Origin of the sequence: Amycolatopsis mongoliensis (genome assembly GCF_030285665.1) — a bacterium.
Lineage (GTDB): Bacteria > Actinomycetota > Actinomycetes > Mycobacteriales > Pseudonocardiaceae > Amycolatopsis > Amycolatopsis mongoliensis.
In genome coordinates this window covers 9,984,118-10,000,742 of record NZ_CP127295.1, presented here as the reverse complement: position 1 = coordinate 10,000,742, position 16,625 = coordinate 9,984,118, and the positions used below count along the sequence as shown (strand labels likewise).

General features: G+C 72.7%; 18 protein-coding genes. 8 read left to right on the top strand and 10 right to left on the bottom strand.

Annotated elements, in window-relative coordinates; all coding sequences use genetic code 11:
* Positions 1-43 precede the first annotated feature (43 nt).
* Complete coding sequence (locus QRX60_RS47890; protein WP_285998104.1) at positions 44-553, top strand: mycothiol transferase; 510 nt, start codon at positions 44-46, stop codon at positions 551-553.
* Here QRX60_RS47890 and soxR read toward each other — a convergent pair.
* Positions 550-1,029 (bottom strand): redox-sensitive transcriptional activator SoxR, encoded by a 480-nt coding sequence (gene soxR / locus QRX60_RS47885; RefSeq protein ID WP_285998103.1) that lies wholly within the window; start codon positions 1,027-1,029, stop codon positions 550-552. The genes QRX60_RS47890 and soxR overlap by 4 nt on opposite strands.
* A 98-nt stretch (positions 1,030-1,127) precedes the next feature.
* Here soxR and QRX60_RS47880 point away from each other — a divergent pair, with 98 nt between their 5' ends.
* Entirely contained in the window at positions 1,128-1,721 is a 594-nt protein-coding gene (locus QRX60_RS47880; protein ID WP_285998102.1) for an NADPH-dependent FMN reductase, read from the top strand.
* Positions 1,722-1,838: 117 nt separating this feature from the next.
* On the opposite strand, the gene QRX60_RS47875 is transcribed toward QRX60_RS47880, so the two are convergent.
* The 3 genes from QRX60_RS47875 to QRX60_RS47865 form a co-directional block, all read right to left on the bottom strand.
* The gene (locus QRX60_RS47875) at positions 1,839-2,330 is read right to left on the bottom strand and encodes a hypothetical protein (RefSeq protein ID WP_285998101.1); all 492 of its coding nucleotides are present in this window, start codon (positions 2,328-2,330) and stop codon (positions 1,839-1,841) included.
* Complete coding sequence (locus tag QRX60_RS47870) at positions 2,327-3,679, bottom strand: sensor histidine kinase (protein WP_286003847.1); 1,353 nt, start codon at positions 3,677-3,679, stop codon at positions 2,327-2,329. The genes QRX60_RS47875 and QRX60_RS47870 overlap by 4 nt, the downstream gene beginning before the upstream one ends.
* 65 nt (positions 3,680-3,744) lie before the next feature.
* Positions 3,745-4,434, bottom strand: a complete 690-nt coding sequence (locus QRX60_RS47865) for a response regulator transcription factor (protein WP_285998100.1) — start codon at positions 4,432-4,434, stop codon at positions 3,745-3,747.
* Between the two features lie 110 nt (positions 4,435-4,544).
* On the opposite strand from QRX60_RS47865, the gene QRX60_RS47860 reads away from it, so the two are divergent.
* Together QRX60_RS47860 and QRX60_RS47855 are read left to right on the top strand one after the other, a co-directional pair.
* Positions 4,545-5,450: a phosphatase PAP2 family protein gene (locus QRX60_RS47860; protein WP_408630187.1), complete on the top strand. Its 906-nt coding sequence runs from the start codon at positions 4,545-4,547 to the stop codon at positions 5,448-5,450.
* Positions 5,451-5,671: 221 nt separating this feature from the next.
* Positions 5,672-7,057: a pyridoxal phosphate-dependent decarboxylase family protein gene (locus QRX60_RS47855; protein WP_285998099.1), complete on the top strand. Its 1,386-nt coding sequence runs from the start codon at positions 5,672-5,674 to the stop codon at positions 7,055-7,057.
* 242 nt (positions 7,058-7,299) lie between these two features.
* Here the strand turns inward: QRX60_RS47855 and QRX60_RS47850 are convergent, their stop codons facing one another.
* Positions 7,300-8,970, bottom strand: a complete 1,671-nt coding sequence (locus QRX60_RS47850; protein WP_285998098.1) for a thiamine pyrophosphate-dependent enzyme — start codon at positions 8,968-8,970, stop codon at positions 7,300-7,302.
* 2 nt (positions 8,971-8,972) lie between these two features.
* Between QRX60_RS47850 and QRX60_RS47845 the strand changes: the two genes are divergently transcribed.
* A complete protein-coding gene (locus tag QRX60_RS47845; protein WP_285998097.1) occupies positions 8,973-9,647 on the top strand; it encodes a GntR family transcriptional regulator in 675 nt (224 codons plus the stop codon).
* A 134-nt stretch (positions 9,648-9,781) separates the two neighbouring features.
* Positions 9,782-10,624, top strand: coding sequence for an alpha/beta fold hydrolase (locus QRX60_RS47840; protein WP_285998096.1), 843 nt, complete (start codon positions 9,782-9,784; stop codon positions 10,622-10,624).
* On the opposite strand, the gene QRX60_RS47835 is transcribed toward QRX60_RS47840, so the two are convergent.
* From QRX60_RS47835 to QRX60_RS47825, 3 genes are all read right to left on the bottom strand, one after another.
* Entirely contained in the window at positions 10,598-11,602 is a 1,005-nt protein-coding gene (locus QRX60_RS47835; RefSeq protein ID WP_285998095.1) for a pirin family protein, read from the bottom strand. The two genes, QRX60_RS47840 and QRX60_RS47835, sit on opposite strands and share 27 nt — an antisense overlap.
* A 135-nt stretch (positions 11,603-11,737) precedes the next feature.
* Entirely contained in the window at positions 11,738-12,031 is a 294-nt protein-coding gene (locus QRX60_RS47830) for a hypothetical protein (protein ID WP_285998094.1), read from the bottom strand.
* Positions 12,032-12,214: 183 nt separating this feature from the next.
* Entirely contained in the window at positions 12,215-12,649 is a 435-nt protein-coding gene (locus tag QRX60_RS47825; RefSeq protein WP_285998093.1) for a single-stranded DNA-binding protein, read from the bottom strand.
* Positions 12,650-12,775: 126 nt separating this feature from the next.
* Between QRX60_RS47825 and QRX60_RS47820 the strand changes: the two genes are divergently transcribed.
* Positions 12,776-13,372, top strand: a complete 597-nt coding sequence (locus QRX60_RS47820) for a PhoU domain-containing protein (RefSeq protein WP_285998092.1) — start codon at positions 12,776-12,778, stop codon at positions 13,370-13,372.
* 143 nt (positions 13,373-13,515) lie between these two features.
* On the opposite strand, the gene QRX60_RS47815 is transcribed toward QRX60_RS47820, so the two are convergent.
* Positions 13,516-13,962, bottom strand: coding sequence for a zinc ribbon domain-containing protein (locus QRX60_RS47815; RefSeq protein WP_285998091.1), 447 nt, complete (start codon positions 13,960-13,962; stop codon positions 13,516-13,518).
* Between the two features lie 101 nt (positions 13,963-14,063).
* On the opposite strand from QRX60_RS47815, the gene QRX60_RS47810 reads away from it, so the two are divergent.
* A complete protein-coding gene (locus QRX60_RS47810) occupies positions 14,064-14,489 on the top strand; it encodes a nitroreductase/quinone reductase family protein (RefSeq protein ID WP_285998090.1) in 426 nt (141 codons plus the stop codon).
* Here the strand turns inward: QRX60_RS47810 and QRX60_RS47805 are convergent.
* Positions 14,486-16,606: a transglycosylase domain-containing protein gene (locus tag QRX60_RS47805; protein WP_285998089.1), complete on the bottom strand. Its 2,121-nt coding sequence runs from the start codon at positions 16,604-16,606 to the stop codon at positions 14,486-14,488. The two genes, QRX60_RS47810 and QRX60_RS47805, sit on opposite strands and share 4 nt — an antisense overlap.
* Between the last annotated feature and the right edge of the window lie 19 nt (positions 16,607-16,625).

Below are 16,625 nucleotides of genomic sequence, written 5' to 3'. Positions count from 1 at the left end.
GGGTAGCACGCCGGTGAACGGGTTCAGCAACGGGAGGCAGCCGATGAACGTGGCCGATCTGCTCGTCGACGGGTTCGGCCGGGTCCGGGAGCACGTGCACGCGGCGGTGGAAGGGCTCACCGCCGAGCAGCTCCGGACCCGGCTGGACGACGAGGCCAACTCGATCGCCTGGCTGGTGTGGCACCTCACCCGGGTGCAGGACGACCACGTCGCCGGCGTGGCCGGGACCGAGCAGGTGTGGACCGGTCAGGACTGGCTTTCGCGGTTCGGCCTCCCGTTCCCGGCGGGCGACACCGGCTACGGGCACCGCCCGGCCGACGTCGAAGCGGTCCGGGTCGACCGGCCGGACCTGCTCACCGGGTACTACGACGCCGTTCACGAGCAGACCCTCCGGTTCGTCGAGGGGCTCGACGGGCAGGCGCTCGACCGGATCGTCGACGAGGCCTGGGACCCGCCGGTGTCCCTCGGCGTGCGGCTGATCAGCGTCCTCGACGACGACATCCAGCACGCCGGGCAGGCGATGTTCGTCCGCGGCGTGCTGGAACGCCGCTAGTCTTCGTACCCGTCCCCGCGGTGGTCGGCCAGGCGCTGCGGGCCGGGCCCGTCGGTGCCGAGCCGGTCGCCCGGGTTGGCGAGCCTGCACTTGGCCAGGGACATGCAGCCGCAGCCGATGCAGTCGGTGAGCTGGTCGCGCAGCTGTTCCATCTGGCGGATCCGCGCGTTCAGGTCGTGGCGCCAGCACTGGGAGATCCGCGCCCAGTCGGCCCGGGTCGGCGTGCGGTCGTCGGGCAGCAGGGCGAGCACCTCCCGGATCGCCGACAGCGGCATGCCGACCCGCTGGGACATCCGGATGAAGGTCACCCGCCGCAGCGCGTCCCGGCAGTAGCGGCGCTGGTTCCCGGCGGTGCGGCGGCTGCGGATGAGGCCTTCGTCCTCGTAGAACCGCAGGGCCGACGCGGGGACCCCGCTGCGCCGGGAGAGTTCGCCGACGGTGAGGTCGGGCAGCGTCCTGGCTGTGGCGTTCACCATGCTTCCCAGCCAACCACAGCCGCGCGCTTGACTTCAAGCGAGCTTGAGGTCTGATCCTGGCCCGGACGGCAACAACGCCGCTGTGCCAAGGAGGAAGTGTGTCCGAAGCTCCCGTGCGGGTCGCGGTGATCGTGGGAAGTGTCCGGGAAGGACGGTTCGGCCCGGTGGTGGCCGGCTGGCTGGCCTGCGTGGCGCGCGAGCACGGCGGGTTCGAGGTCGACGTCGTCGACCTCGCCGAGCCCGACCTGCCGATGGTGCTGCCGGCGTTCGGCGCCACCCCATCGGCGACGGTCGTCGCGGCGGTCGGGAAGGTGACCCCGCGGCTCGAGGCGGCGGACGCGTTCGTCGTGGTCACCCCGGAGTACAACCACAGTTATCCGGCCTCGCTGAAGAACGCGATCGACTGGCACCGCACGGAGTGGACGGCCAAGCCGGTCGCGTTCGTCTCGTACGGCGGGACTTCGGGCGGCCTGCGCGCGGTCGAGCACCTGAGGGCGGTCTTCGCCGAGCTCCACGCGGTGACGATCCGCGACACGGTCAGCTTCCACGGCGCCCACGCGCGTTTCGGCTCGGACGGAGCACCGACGGACGACGCCGCGGCGGTGGCGGCGAAGACGATGCTCGACCAGCTGAGCTGGTGGGCTCGGTCGCTGGCGGAGGCCAGGACGGTCCGGCCGTACCCCGGCGCCTGACTTCAGGTCGGCTTGACGGCCGACGATGGCGGGCATGACGGGGGAGCAGTTGCTCGCCCGCCTCGATCGGATCGACGTGCACCGCAGTGTCCACAGTAGACAAGCGGCGGGCGTCGCTCAGAACGCCTGGCACGTCTGGTACGGCAGCTGCACGTCCGTCCCGGAGAGCGCGATGGTGCCGTCGACGGAGTAGCTGCTCTGCGCCGCCAGCGCCGCGAACGCGGTGCAGGCCAGCTGGTTGATCCCGACGGCGGCGATCGGCCTCAGGGGGAACGAGAACGTGATCGCCGCCGGGGGGCCGGGGGTCAGCACGATCGGCCCGGACCGGGCCGGGAGGGCCGTCGCGTATCCGTCGGCCGCCTCGCCGGCGGTCGGTCCGGCCAGCAGCATCGACAGGGCGTTCTCGACGCCCACGGTGCTTCCGGTCGAGCGCGTCACCGGGGCCACCCGCCCGTCGATGACGAAGTAGAGGATCACGTCGGTGCCGCGACCGCTGCTGCCCGGGTTCCGCAGCGTCGGCGCCGGCCCGGCCGGGACGACACCGGTCGGTTTGATGCCGCACGCGCTCACCATCAGCAGCACCACGACCAGGACGAAGAGCTTCTTCACCGCGCCTCCACGAACCGGGCCGCCCGGGGCAGGCGCAGCTCGAAGCGCGCGCCCGTGCCGGTGTCGGCCGCGGTGATGTCGCCGCCGTGCAGCCGCGCGTTCTCGCGCGCGATGGACAGGCCGAGCCCGCTGCCCTCGGACCGCGCCCGGGCCGTGTCCGCCTTCGCGAAACGGTCGAAGATCCGGGGCAGCACCTCGCCGGGGATGCCCGGACCGTGGTCGGTGACGGTCAGCACGACGTCGCCGCCCTCCGCCCGCAGCACCACCTCGACCGGAGGCGCGCCGTGCCGCAGCGCGTTGCCGACGAGGTTCGCCACGACGATGTCCACCCGCCGCCGGTCGAGGGCGGCCGTGATCCCGGACGGGAGGTCGGTGACCACGTCGGAACCGGGTTCCCAGCCGCGCGCGGCGAGGCTGTCGGTGACGGCGGCGGCGACGTCCAGCTCCTCCCGGCGCAGCTCGGCCCGGCCGGCGTCGAACCGGGAGATCTCGATCAGGTCCTGCACCAGCCGGGTCAGCCGCTTCGTCTCCGCCGACACCAGCCGCGCGGCGACCGCGGTGTCCGCCGGCAGCTGGCCGGCGTCCTCGTCGAGGACGTCGGTCACGGCGTTCATCGCCGCGAGCGGCGTCCGCAGCTCGTGCGAGACGTCGGCGACGAACCGCCGCGCGTCGGCTTCCATCGCGCGCAGTGTGCCGACCGTGCGCTCCAGCTCCGCCGCGGTGTGGTTGAACGTCGTGACCAGCTGCGCGAGCTCGTCGGAGCCCTTGACGCGCAGCCGCACGTCGAGCCGTCCCCGGCCGAGCTGGTCGGCCGCGGTGTTCAGCGCGCGGACCGGCCGCAGCACCTGCCGCGCGGCCAGCAGGGCCACGCCCACCGCGAACGGCAGCGCGAGCGCGGAGACGAGCCAGGCCTGGCGGGCCAGTTCGTCGATCGCGGCCTGCTGCTGGACCAGCGAGGTCGTCGCGTAGACCTCGAGACCGCTCGTCGCGCCCGACCCGGTCTGCACCTGGAGCCCGACGTAGAACTGCGGGAACCCGTGGGCGTCGACCCGCTGGAACTGGATGTTCGTGCTGCTCGCCACGGTCCGGCGCAGTTCGGCGGGCACCTCGTCCGGCGACATGCTCGAAGACGAGTGCAGGTCGTGGTAGACGACCAGCGCGCCGCTGGGCTTGAGCGCGGTCGCGAACGCGTCGAGCGTGGCCTGGGACGGCGGCAGCGACACGGTCGGCAGGTACGCGACGATCTGGTCGCGCAGCTTCACCATCGTCTGGTCCTGGATGCCCTTGAGGATCGCGTTGCGCGCGGAGACGTAGCTCGCGCCGGCCGCGGCGGTGGCGCCGAGGATCATGATGACCGCGAAGGCGGCGACCAGCCGGGGCCGCAGCCCGGCCAGCCACGAGCGGACCTGCCGGATCACGACCGGCCGAACCGGTAGCCGAACCCGCGGACCGTCTGCACGTGCGCCGGTTTCGCCGGCACGTCTTCGATCTTCGCGCGCAGCCGCTGCACGCACGCGTCGACGAGCCGCGAGTCGCCGAGGTAGTCGTGGTCCCAGACGGCCGAGAGGATCTGCTGGCGGCTGAACACCTGGCCGGGCGTGCGCGAGAGCTCCAGCAGCAGCTTCAGCTCGGTCGGGGTCAGCGACACCGGGGCGCCGCGCTTGGTCACCTCGAGCGCGGCCCGGTCGATCACGAGGTCGCCGTGGCGTTCCGCGGGCTGCGGCGGCTCGTCCGGCCGCTCCGCGACGGCGCGGCGCAGCACGGCCCGGATCCGCGCGTCCAGCACGCGGGGTTCGACCGGCTTGGCGACGTAGTCGTCCGCGCCCGCTTCGAGCCCGGCCACGACGTCGAAGTCGTCGCTGCGCGCGGTGAGCATGATGATCGGGATCGGTCCCGACGCGCGCATCCGCCGGCACGTCTCGAAGCCGTCCATGCCGGGCAGCATGAGGTCGAGCACGACGATGTCGGGGTGCTGGTGCACGAGCACCTCGATGCCGAGCTCGCCCGACTCCGCGGTGTGCACCACGTGTCCCTGCCGGCGCAGGGCCAGTTGCAGGCCTTCCCGTACCGCCGCGTCGTCCTCTACCACCAGTACCTCGGCCACGGCGCCATTATTCGGAAAAGCGCACGTCGTGGCGACTCGGGCGGATCTTGTAGCAAAACCATGACATCGCCCTGACGGGATCTCGAAATGCCGGGTCCAGGCTCGAAGACATGGCAGTGATCATTTCCGAGGTACGCCCCGCCACTCCGCCGGCCGGGCGCCACGCGCTCGTGACCCGGGCCGTGTCCCGCACCGCCGTGCTCGCGGCGAGCGCGGCCGGGTTCGCCTTCGCCTTCGTCGCGGCCTACTTGCTCTTCGTCCGCACCGAGGCCGGCCGCGGCGTCGAGAACGGCGTCGTCCGCAGTGCCCAGACCGCGGGGACGACGGTGGAGTGGGCGAACCCGCTGCGCGACACCGACCTGGTGGTCGTGCTCGGCGGCGTCGCGGTGCTGCTGGTGGTGATCGCCCTGGCGCGGCGGCGGTTCGCACTGGGCGTGACGGCCCTGCTGATGCTCGCCGCGCCGCTGGTGGTGGCGCAGCTGCTCAAGCTGTACGTCCTGGACCGCCCGAGCACGGGCGAGAGGTTCGGCGTCGCGAGCCACAACAGCTTCCCCAGCGGGCACGTCAGCGCGGCGATGGCCGTGCTGGTGGCGCTCGCGATCGTCCTGCCGCGCCGCTTCCGCCCGCAGGCCCTGGTGGCCGGCGGGGTCGGCGTCGCCTGGGTCTCGGCCGCGGCCGTGGCGCTGGGCTGGCACCGGTTGAGCGACACCGTCGGCGGCTGTCTCCTGGTCGCCGCGGTCACCTGCGCCGGGGCGGCGGTGGTGTCCGCCCGCCGCCCCGACGGTGACCGGGTGCCGCTCGTGCCGGTGCTCTGCGGCTTGCTGGCACCGGTCGCGCTGGTACTGGCGGGGTACCTGATCCTCGGGACGGCGACCTCCGGCGCCGCCCAGTTCGTCGCCGCGATGGTGCTCGCCGCGTTCTCGGCGATGGCGGTGGTCCTGCTGCTCGTGATGCCGCTGAGGCGGGTGGCGTTCGACCCGGCGGAGGCCCGGGTCCGGCGGCTTCGGCGCCGCTGACTGCGCCCGGTCGGCTGTCCGGGCGGTCGGCTGGCGTGCCTGGAGGGTCGGTTCGCGTACCTCGACGGTCGGTTCGCGTGCTTGTGCGGGCATCTCCTGTGCTTGGGCGGGCATCACGCGTGATTGGAGGGGCATCACGTGTGATTGCTGGGTGGCGGGGCGGGCCAGTTTCGGGGGATTGGACCGCGACAGCGCGGCCGGCGGCGCCTAGCGTCGGTGGGGTGCATCCGAGGCTTGCCGAAGACCTGAACTCCCTGCCCGACCTGTTGGACGCTGCGCGGAAACTCGCCGGGGAAGCGCTTGCGGGGCTGGATGAGCGGCCCGCCGCCGTCCCGCCCGTCGGCGTGGCCCGCGCGCCGCTGCCGCTCGCAGGGGCCGGGGCCCGGGGTGCGCTGGAGGAGTTCTCGCACCGCTGGGAAGCCGGTTTCGCGGGCAGCGCCGGGCCTCGCTACCTCGGGTTCGTCACCGGGGGCGCGACCCCGGCGTCGCTGGCCGGCGACTGGCTCACCGCCGCCTACGACCAGAACCCCGCCAGCGGCATGGACTCCTCGGCCCAGGACCTGGAGCGCGAGACGGTCGGCTGGCTGGCCGAGCTGTTCGGGCTCGGCGCGGAGTTCTCCGGCGCGTTCGTCACCGGCGCCACGATGTCCACCGTCACCGGTCTCGCCATCGCCCGCGAATGGCTCGGCGAGCGCGCCGGGATCTCGGTGTCCGAAGACGGCGCCGCCGCGCTCGGCCCGGTCACCGTGCTGTCCGGCTCGCCGCATTCGAGCATCCTGAAGGCGTTGTCGTTCCTCGGGATGGGCCGGTCGGCGCTGCGGAAGGTGCCGGTGCTGCCGGGCCGCGAAGCCGTCGACGTCGCCAAACTGGCCGAGGCGCTCGAATCGCTCGACGGGCCGGCCATCGTCGTCGCGAACGCGGGCACCGTGAACACCGTCGACTTCGACGACCTGCGCGCGATCGCCGCGCTCAAGCAGCGGTACGACTTCTGGCTGCACGTCGACGCCGCGTTCGGCGGGTTCGCCGCGCTCGCGCCGGAGCACGCGGCGCTGACCGCGGGCCTCGACCAGGCCGATTCCGTGGTCGTCGACCTGCACAAGTGGCTCAACGTGCCCTACGACTCCGCCGTCCAGTTCACCCGCCGCCGCGACCTGCAGCTGCGCGTCTTCAGCAACAACGCCGCCTACCTGGGCGAGATCGGCGAGACCCCGGACTTCCTGCACCTCACGCCGGAGAACTCCCGGCGGCTGCGCGCCCTCCCGGCCTGGTTCTCGCTCGTCGCCTACGGCCGGGACGGGCACCGCGAGATCGTCGAGCGCTGCGTGTCGCTCGCCCGGGACCTCGGCGCACGTCTCGACGGCTCGCCCCACTGGCGGCTGCTCGCGCCGGTGCGGCTCAACGTCGTGTGCTTCGCCCCGGCCGAGGACGTCACGCAGGACCGGATCGACGCTCTCGTCCGCGCCATCGCCGAGGACGGGACCACCTTCCTCACGTCGACCGTGTACGGCGGCCGCCCCGCGTTGCGGGCCGCCTTCAGCAACTGGCGGACGACCCCGGCCGACGTCGACCGCGTCTTCGCCGCGCTCGAGCGCGTGACCGCCGGCTAGTGTCGGGCGTGGCAAGCTGTTCGACGTTCGGGGCGGCTGGAACCTGCGCCAGGAGAGCCCGGCCCGGGCAGCCCCTCCCGCGGCGACATGAATGAGTCATTCACCTCGTCCGGCGACATGAATGACTCATTCATGTCGCCGGACCAGCCGCCGCGACCCTCGGCAGATCCAGGTCCGATGCACCCGACGCCACCTTGGCGCGCAGGGCCGGGCCGCTGTCGACGAACCTCAGACACGCGACACTAGCTGCGGTCCGAGTTCGGCATCAGGTACTTCCACGGCGAGGCCCCGGCACCCAGTTCGCACGGCACGTGCACCAGCGCCGGCCGCCCCGCGGCGAACGCCTTGTCCAGCGCACCCCGCAGGTCGTCCGGGGTGCGCGCGGTCAGGCCGAGCGCACCGAACGTCTCGGCGAGCCGGGCGAAGTCCGGGTTGCGCAGCCGGCCGCCCAGCGCGCGGCCCTCGAACAGACGCTCCTGGTCGAGGTGGACGTTGCCGAAGGAGCCGTTGTCGAACACGACCGCCACCACGTTCAGTCCGTGTTGGACGGCCGTGGCCAGCTCCTGCGCGGCGAACATGAAACCGCCGTCCCCGGCCACCGACACCACCGGGCGGCCGGGGAAGGCCGCCTGCACGCCGAGGGCCGTCGGGTAGCCGAAGCCGAGCGTGCCCTGGTGGCCGCAGGTGACGAAGGTGCGCGGCGAGTAGACCTCGAACCCGAAGTAGGACGCGAAGCCGACCTGGCAGATCTCTTCGACGAAGAAGCCGTCGCGGGGCAGTACGTCCCGGATCGCCTTCAGGTACTCCAGTTCGGGCCCGACGTCGGCGAACCGCGCGGCCACGGTCGCCTTCAGCGCGGTGAACTCCGCGGTCCGGTCCGTCCGTTGTGGACCGGCGGCCTCGGCCAGCGCGGCCGTGGCGTCGGCGGCGTCGGCGACGATCGCGACGTCCGCGTCCAGCCGGGTCGTCTGCCGTGGGTCGATGTCGAGCAGGATCGTCTTGAGGCCGGCGGGCTTCTCCGGCCAGCGGAACCAGGACAGTTCCATCCGCGACCCGATGCCGATCACCACGTCGGTCTCCGCCCACCGCTCGAAGCCGGAGACGCAGGTGAAGCCCAGCGGGTGGTCGTCGCCGACGATGCCGCGCCCGCCGCGGAACGGCACCACCGGCGCCTGCAGCCGTTCGGCCAGCGCCCGGACCTCCGCGGCCGCGTGCCGGGCGCCGCCGCCCACCATGATCATCGGGTTCTTCGCGCCCGCCAGCAGTTCCACCGCCTCGGTGAGGGCCGCCGGGTCGACGGCCGGGCGGGGCAGTGGCAGCGGGCCGGCCGCTTCGGCGGGAGCGCGCAGCCCCAGCACGTCCCAGGGCACCGCCAGGGAAACCGGCCTCGGCCGCCCGCCCGCGGCCTCGCGGAAGGCGGTCGCGAGCGCGTCCGGGACCTCGACCGGGTGCTCGACCAGCGCCGACCACTTGGTGATCGTCCGCAGGGTGGCCAGCTGGTCGGGCATCTCGTGCAGGTGCCCGAGCCCGCGGCCGAGGTACGCGCGCGGGATCTCGCTCGTCAGGCACAGCACCGGCGCGCTGGCCCCGTGCGCCGAGAGCATCGCGGCCGAAGCGTTGAGCACACCGGGGCCGGGCACCACGGTGTAGACGCCGGTGCGGCCGGTCGCCTGGGCGTACCCGAACGCCATGTAGGCCACCGTCTGCTCGTGCCGGGCACCGATCACCCGGATGTGGTCGCCCGCGCGCGCCAGGCTGTCGAACAGGTCGTAGGTCTGCACGCCGGGCAGCCCGAAGACGGTGTCGACGCCGTGGGCCCGCAGCCCGTCGACGATCAGGTCGGCCGCGGTGGGTGCGGGCGGGGGAATCGGCATCGGCGCGGCCTCCTGGGCATCGTCCGTCGGCAGGATCATATATGGTTTCCTACATGATCAGCGCGTCCGCGGGAAGACCGATCACGAAGTCCCAGCTGGCCTACGAGACGATCAAGGCGAGGATCCTCGACGGCCGCTACGGGCCCGGCTACCGGCTGGTCCTCGACCAGATCGGCCGCGAGCTCGAGGTCAGCGCGGTGCCGGTCCGCGAGGCCCTGCGCCGGCTCGAGGCCGAGGAGCTGATCCAGTTCGAGCGGAACGTCGGCGCCCGGGTGGTGGCCATCGACCCCACGCAGTACCGGCACGCGATGCAGACGGTGGCGATCGTCGAAGGCGCGGCCACCGGGCTCGCCGCGCCGCTGCTCACACCGGAGGCCCTGGCCCGCGCCCGTGCGCTGAACGAGCGGATGCGCCGGAGCCTGGCCGAGTTCGACCCGCTCGCGTTCACGGCGCTGAACGCGGAGTTCCACGAGGTGCTGTTCAGCGCCTGCCCGAACCCGAACCTGGTCGACCTGGTGCAGCGCTGCTGGACCCGGCTCGCCGCGGTCCGCGACAGCACGTTCGCGTCCGTGCCGGGCCGGGCACCGAAGTCGGTCGAGGAGCACGAGCGGCTGCTCGCGCTGATCGACGGTGGAGGCGATCCGGCGGAGGTCGAGCGGTTGGCGCGGGAGCATCGGCTGGCGACTCTGGAGGCTTATCTCGCGCGGGGGCGGTGACGGCAGGCGACTTGCCGTGCGTGCCCCGCGTGGTGAGGGGACGAGGTCGCGCGAGAGAGATCGTCAGGGTGGCGTGGCCGGACGATTGCCGGGTGAGGGTTGCCCGGGCCGCCTGGGCAGTGTCAGGGTCGGGGATGCCGATCTTCTCCGCGCCGGATGGGACCGCGCTCGCCTTTCGCCTTTCCGGCTCCGGCGGTGAGCCTCTTGTCTGCCTGCCCGGCGGGCCCATGCGGGCCGGGGCCTACCTGGGGGATCTCGGCGGGCTCGGCGACCGGCGGCGGCTCGCCGTGCTGGATTTGCGGGGGACGGGGGACTCCGAGGCGCCCGGTGATCCCTCGACCTATCGGTGCGATCGGCAGGTCGAGGACGTCGAAGCACTGCGCAAGCACCTCGGCCTCGAGCGGTTCGACCTGCTGGGGCACTCGGCCGGAGCGAGCCTCGCCGTCCTCTACGCCGTCCGGTATCCCGGGCGGCTGCGCCGGCTCGCGCTCGTCGCGCCCAGTCCGCGGGCGGTCGGCTTGCAGCTGCCCGTCGCCGACCGGCGGCGGATCATGGCCCGGCGTGCCGGCGCCCCCTGGTTCGACGCGGCCGCCGCGGCCTACGAGGCGATCGCCGCCCGGACGGCGACCCGCGCCGACTGGGCCGCCATGGCGCCGATGTACTACGGCCGCTGGGACGACGCCGCCCGGCGGCACCAGGCCGCCGAGCCCGGTCAGCGCAACGGCGCCGCCGCGCGCGTCTACAACGCCGACGGTGCTTTCGAACCCGGGCGCACCCGGGCCGCGCTCGGTGCCGTCGAGGCTCCCGTGCTGGTGCTGGCGGGTGAGCTGGACTGGATCGCCAGCCCGGCGGTCGCCGTCGAGTTCGCCGCGCTGTTCCCGGATGCGCGGGTCGTCGCCCTGTCCGGCGCCGCGCACTATCCCTGGCTGGACGACGCGGCCGCGTTCGTGTCAGCCGTGGCGGGCTTCCTGACCTGAAGCCGGGTTCCGGCGCGGTTTGATGCGGACCGCCGGCAGCTCCGGAGCCGGCAGCCGCTGCGGGGTGCCCGTACAGCCGGTGACGCTGCCGAACTGGTCGGACTCCGCCTGCCAGGCCTCGCGGAAGGCGACGATCTCCTCGTGGGTCCGGCCGACGAAGTTCCACCACATCAGGATCTCTTCGTCGAACGGGGTCCCGCCCAGCAGGAGGAACCGGGCCGGCGCCGTGCCCCGGTTGCTCAGCGTCAGGGAGCGCACGCCGATGCCGATGTAGCCCAGCTCGCCCGCGCGGACGCGGGTGCCCGCGACGACGACGTCGCCGGTGTCGGCCAGGATGCCGTGCTCGAAGCGGGGGTCGACGCCGAGCGACATGTGGGCGTCCGGGCCCAGCACGATCTCCGCGCCCAGGAGCGGGGTGAACGTCGGGATCGGGGAGGTGCGCCCGGCCAGCGATCCGAGGAACACCCGGATCTCGGCGCCCTCGATCCGGTTCACCGAGGGCACGTAGTGGTCGAAGGCGCGCGCCGTGTGCCGGTGCCGCTCGGGCAGCGCCACCCAGAGCTGGACGCCGTGCAGCGTCTTCGTGGCGCCGGTCGAGACCTCCGAGTGGCAGATGCCGTGCCCGCCGGTCATCAGGTTCAGCTCGCCGGGGCGGATCACGGCGTGCGTGCCCAGGCTGTCGCGGTGCTCGATCTCGCCGGCGAACAGCCAGCTCACCGTCTGCAGGCCGGTGTGCGGGTGCGGGGCGACGTCCATCGCGCCGGTCGCGTCGGTCGGGCCGTAGTGGTCGGCGAAGCACCAGGCGCCGATCAGCGACCGCGACCGCTGGGGGAGCGTCCGCCGGACGCGCATCGCTCGCGGGCCGCCCAGGGGCACCTCACGCGGGGTGAGGATCTCGAGGGCCGGGTGCTCGGGGTCGGCGGTCGTGGCCCGGTCGCCACAAGCGAGCTCGGCGGGGGCGGCCTCGGTGTTGCTCATGTCCGCCACGGTAGTCGCGTGCCCCGCCCGCACTCGGTCTCGGTGAGCGGACGGGAGGCCCCGGGTGGGTCGGGCCGCGAGGCGCGGGGACGGCCGTGTTCGCTTTGTGGAGTTGTCAATCTTCGCGCCGCCGGGTCAGGCGGCGTGGTGCTGCTGCTGCGCCGTGACGACCGCCCGGCCCTCGGCCGTCAGGATCGCCGGGACCAGCTCGCCCGGCAGACCGGGGCGGCCCGCGCGGACCAGGCCCTGGTGGGCCAGTGCGTGCGCGGCGAACTGGTCGCCGCACGACAGGCCGTCGATGAACAAATCGGGCTCGCTGCTGCAGGAGACCCGGCCGCGGCCCACACCGACCGCTCGCAGCATCGCCAGCATCCGGTGGTTCACCAGGGGGCGCACGGCCGGCGTTGCGGTCTGTTCGTTCCCGTTCATCTCGGTCCCTCCCGCTCGTGGTTCGACCTCGTCCTACCCATGCGTCGAACCAGCTGACGGGATTTCGACAGCACATCCGGAACCGGCCCGGCCAGAAGCGTCCGTCCATCGTCACCGCCGCCGGTCGAGCCCGGGTCGATTTCCCGTCGACGGCGTTCGGACGCCGGACGAGCCCGGAAGGGCTCAGAACGGAGGCGACCCGGCGACCGCCGGCTCCGGTGTCCACGAACTGCTCGCCTCGCCGCCCGCGGCCCGGCTGAGCCTGGTCACCTTCGCCGTGGCGTACCGCAGGGCCGGGCCGATCTCGTCGACGTCCAGCTCCGTCACGGTGCGCTTCTCGCCCTCCTTCGTGTCGTACGACCGCTGTCTCAGCCGGCCGTGGACGAGCACGCGGGCTCCGCGGCCGAGCGACTCCGCGACGTTCTCCGCGTACTGCCGCCACAGGCTGCAGCGCAGGAACAGCGCCTCGCCGTCGCGCCAGGCGCCGGACTCGCGGTCGAACGTGCGCGGCGTGGACGCGACCGTGAAGTTCGCGACCGCGGCGCCGGACGGGGTGAACCGCAGCTCGGGGTCGGTCGTCAGGTTGCCGACCACGGTGACCAGCGTTTCGCCTGCCATCGGTCTCCTCCTTCTCCTCCGGGTGCGGGGTGCACCGCTCTCGCCGACGAGGAGAGCACGGGGGTCCGACAGTTCCGGGCCGGGCGACGAGATGCCGACACCCGGCCGGGCTGGTTTCCTGCCGCCATGCCGACGGCGTTTCAGAAGGAGCTGGGCACGCTCGCCCACCGGCTGGCGGACCTGTGCGCGCTGGTCGCGAACGCGTTCGAAGAGGCCACCCGTTCCGTCCTCGAAAGTGACCACACGCTGGGCGGACGGGTGCGGGAAGACGTTGCCGCGATCGCCGCGCTCGGGGCCGCGTGCGAGGACCAGGCGTGTGCGCTGCTGGCCCTGCACGCGCCGCGGGAGGAGGACGTGAAGGCGGTCGTCGCGGCCGCCCACACCGCCGCGGATCTCACTCGGATGGGTGGTCTTGCGCGGGAGGTCGCGGAGCCGCGGCGGGTGCCGGTGGACGTGCGGCCCGCGCTCGGGCGGCTGGGCGGGCACGCGGTGGCGGCCGCCAGGGCGTTGCAGGGGCTGCTCGCCGGGGAAGGTGACGCCGGGGTGGGCGACGCCGTCGCGCTCGCCGTGGCGGCGGAGCGGGGGCTGCGCGAACAGGCGCGCGAGGGTGGCGCGGCGGCCGCGGTCGACGTGGTGCTGCTCGCGGCGGTTTACGGCCGGTTCGCCGGGATGTCGGCCCTGATCGCGCGCCGGGCCACGCGGTTCGCGCCGGTCGGTGCCTGACGCGCCGGCCGCAGGTAGCCCTCGCCTGATTGCGGGGAGGTCGGTAAAGCGAGTTTTGTGCCTGATTGTCCGAAAAGGACGGCCCAGGCTTCCGACCCCCGAGGCCGGTCAGTGACAGTTCCGGCGCTCGAGCGTCGGCCGGATCAGCTGCCCTGGTGGGGAAACTGACCCTGCTGGGGGAACTGGCCCTGCTGCGGATACTGCTGCTGAGCCCCCTGCGACGGGTGCTGCGGCTGCGGGAAACCCTGCGGCTGGGACGGGTGCGGCGCCTGCTGGAAGCCCTGCGGCGCCCCCTGCTGCGGGAAACCCTGCGACGGCGGCTGCTGCGGGTACCCCGGCGCCTGCTGCTGCCCCTGCTCCTCCTGCGCCTGCAGGCGGACGGCGTCCTCCTTCGGGATCCGGTTCTCGATCCCGCAGAACGTGCACTGCGCGGAGTACTTGACGCCGATCGGGAAGAGCGGGATGAAGAAGAGGGTGAACTTCGTGACCGCCTTGCGCACCGCGTGCGAGGCGGGGTTGCCGCACCGGCCGCACAGGAAGGTCGTCATCGCCAGCACGTAGATCCGCGTTCGCCAGCCCCAGATCAGCATCGGTACTTCTTTCTCCCAGGTCCTGTGTTCGCCGCGCAGCCTCGCACACCGGTGCGCCGCCGCGTGGCGGTTTCCCCGAACTCGGGGGCTAGATTGTGATCATGCCGAGCGATTTCGCCCTCAAGACCATGAACGCCGTGCACCGCGGCCTGATCAAGCTCACGGGCGGCCGGGTGGGCTGGCACGCCGCCATGCCGGTCCTGGAGCTCACCACCACCGGCCGCAAGAGCGGGCAGCCGCGGTCGGTCCTGCTGACTTCGCCGCACCAGGAAGGCGACACGCTGGTCGTCGTGGCTTCGCGCGGCGGGGACGACACGCACCCCGCGTGGTTCCTCAACCTGCGCGACAACCCGGCCGTCGAGGTGTCGCTCAAGGGCGCCCCGAAGCGGCCGATGCACGCGCGGGTCGCCGACGCCGACGAACGCGCGAAGCTCTGGCTGAAGATCTCCGGCGACTTCAAGAACTACGCGCAGTACCAGACGAAGACCGAGCGTGAGATCCCGCTCGTCTTCCTCGAACCGCGCTAGGTCCGCGCGGTCAGGTACGCCGGGTCCGGGCCGGGGATCGCCTGGTCCGGCACCCCCGCGAGCAACTCGCTCATCGCGTGGAAGTACGGCGGTGCGGCGACCGTGCCGCCGAACGCGCCGTGGCCGCAGTCGCCCAGGTGCACCGGTGTGCCCGGGCAGATTTCGCGCGGGCGCGGGCCGTCGGCGAACACCATCGACGAGACCGCGTAGCCGTCGACGCCGCCGACGAACGCCACGGACTCGCTCTGCTGCGTCGTGCCGGTCTTGCCGATGTCGGGGCGGGTCCAGCCGGCCGCGTGGGCGGCCTGGGCCGACGTGCCGTCCGTCGTGTCCTTGCTCAGGCCCGCCTCGAGGGTGTTCGCCACGCCGGCCGGGATGACCTGCTCGCACGCTTGCTGCTGCACCGGCACGGCGTTCCCGTTCCGGTCCGTCACCGACAGGATCGGGTTCGGTGGGCACCAGACACCGCCGCTCATCAGCGTCGCCGAGACGTTCGCCATCTCCAGCGGGCTGACCGGGCTGTTGCCCAGGGTGAACGACAGCAGGTTCCGGAAGTACTTCGACTGCGGCTCGTTGTACTGCGGGTTGCTCGACGCGGGGTTCGGCGCGGCCCCGGCGTCGTTGGTCGCGAGGGTGTTCCGCAGGCCCAGCTTGTACGCCATGTCGAGCACGGCGGGCATCCCGACCTGGCTCTCGAGCCCGACGAAGGCGACGTTCGGCGACGTCGCGAGACCGTCGGCGAGGGTGATCGGGTCGGCGTAGTGACCGTCGTTGTGGACGGTGTAGCACGCCGTGTGCGCGTCGGCGTCCGGCGGCGTGAAGCACTGGCTGTCCGGGTTGGGCAGCGGCGTCTCCAGGCCCGCCTTGCCGGTGACGAGCGCCGCGGCCGAGGTGAAGATCTTGAACGACGAACCCGCGCCGAACTCGTTGCTGGCGTCCGCGACGATGTCGGTGGACGTCTCGCCCTGCGCCGGGTCCGTGCCGTAGTTGCGGTTGGCGACCATGGCGAGCACCTGGTGGCCGCCCGAGCCCGGCTGCACGACGGCGAAGGTGTTCGCCACGCCGTCCTGCGTGGTCGGCACGTTCGCGTCGACGGCGTCCTTCGTCACCTGGGAGACGCGCGGATCGAGGGTGGTCTTGACCGTGTAGCCGCCGGTGGCCAGCTGGTCCGCGGTGAACCCGGCGTGCACCAGGTAGCTTTCCGCGTACGCGCAGAAGAACCCCGCGTCCGGCGCCGCGCCCATGCACGTTCCGGACGGTGTGACCGGCCCGTTCGGCAGCAGCCCGAGCGGTGCCGCCTTCGCCGTGGCCGCGTAGGACGCCGGGAGGGAGCCGTTGGTGACCATGGCGTCGATGACGAGGTTGCGCCGCTGCAGAGCCTTGTCCGGGTGCGTGTACGGGTTGTAGACGCTGGGGTTGTTCACCATTCCGGCGAGCAACGCCGCCTGCGGCACGGTCAGTTTGTCCGCCGTCGTCCCGAAGTAGGCTTTCGCCGCGGCGCCGACCCCGTACACGGTTCCGCTGAATTCGACCACGTTGAGGTAATTCGCCAGAATGTCGTCCTTGCTCGTGGTGTCGTTGAGCTGGACGGCCATTTTCGCCTCACGCAGCTTGCGCGCGAGCGAGTCTTCGCGGTCTTCCTGCTGCGCGATCGGGTTGTTCCGGTCGACGACGTTGACGAGGTAGTTCTTGACGTACTGCTGGGTGATCGTCGACGCGCCCTGCAGCGACCCGCCGGCGCTGTCGTTGACCGCTGCGCGGAGCATGCCCTGCAGGTCGACGCCGCCTTCGGTGTAGAACCGGCGGTCCTCGATCCCGATGATGGCGGCCTTCATCGTCGTCGCGATACCCGCCGGGGTCACCGGCAGGCGGTACTGCGCGTACAGCGTCGCGATCGGCGTGCCGTCCCGGTCGGTCACCGTCGTGGTCAGCGGCGGATCGGCGGCGGCCAGCTGGGCGGAAATGGCGTCGACCGAATCGCTGACCTGATTCGACAACAAGCCCGCGCCGATGGCGGCGGGCGCCGCCGTCCCGGCCACCAGAATTCCGGCGAGCACGCACAATCCGACAAAGGGGACCACGCCCCGGCCACGATTCACGGAATCAAGATTAGGCATTCCGCGATAAAGGTTCCGT

Coding starts and splice junctions, on each gene's coding strand:
- QRX60_RS47820 (WP_285998092.1), top strand. CDS start 12,776: ATGCCGACGGCGTTTCAGAAGGAGCTGGGCACGCTCGCCCACCGGCTG.
- QRX60_RS47810 (WP_285998090.1), top strand. CDS start 14,064: ATGCCGAGCGATTTCGCCCTCAAGACCATGAACGCCGTGCACCGCGGC.
- QRX60_RS47805 (WP_285998089.1), bottom strand. CDS start 16,606: ATGCCTAATCTTGATTCCGTGAATCGTGGCCGGGGCGTGGTCCCCTTT.
- QRX60_RS47835 (WP_285998095.1), bottom strand. CDS start 11,602: ATGAGCAACACCGAGGCCGCCCCCGCCGAGCTCGCTTGTGGCGACCGG.
- QRX60_RS47870 (WP_286003847.1), bottom strand. CDS start 3,679: ATGATCCTCGGCGCCACCGCCGCGGCCGGCGCGAGCTACGTCTCCGCG.
- QRX60_RS47825 (WP_285998093.1), bottom strand. CDS start 12,649: ATGGCAGGCGAAACGCTGGTCACCGTGGTCGGCAACCTGACGACCGAC.
- QRX60_RS47890 (WP_285998104.1), top strand. CDS start 44: ATGAACGTGGCCGATCTGCTCGTCGACGGGTTCGGCCGGGTCCGGGAG.
- QRX60_RS47860 (WP_408630187.1), top strand. CDS start 4,545: ATGGCAGTGATCATTTCCGAGGTACGCCCCGCCACTCCGCCGGCCGGG.
- QRX60_RS47850 (WP_285998098.1), bottom strand. CDS start 8,970: ATGATCCTGCCGACGGACGATGCCCAGGAGGCCGCGCCGATGCCGATT.
- QRX60_RS47840 (WP_285998096.1), top strand. CDS start 9,782: ATGCCGATCTTCTCCGCGCCGGATGGGACCGCGCTCGCCTTTCGCCTT.
- QRX60_RS47830 (WP_285998094.1), bottom strand. CDS start 12,031: ATGAACGGGAACGAACAGACCGCAACGCCGGCCGTGCGCCCCCTGGTG.
- QRX60_RS47815 (WP_285998091.1), bottom strand. CDS start 13,962: ATGCTGATCTGGGGCTGGCGAACGCGGATCTACGTGCTGGCGATGACG.
- QRX60_RS47845 (WP_285998097.1), top strand. CDS start 8,973: ATGGTTTCCTACATGATCAGCGCGTCCGCGGGAAGACCGATCACGAAG.
- soxR (WP_285998103.1), bottom strand. CDS start 1,029: ATGGTGAACGCCACAGCCAGGACGCTGCCCGACCTCACCGTCGGCGAA.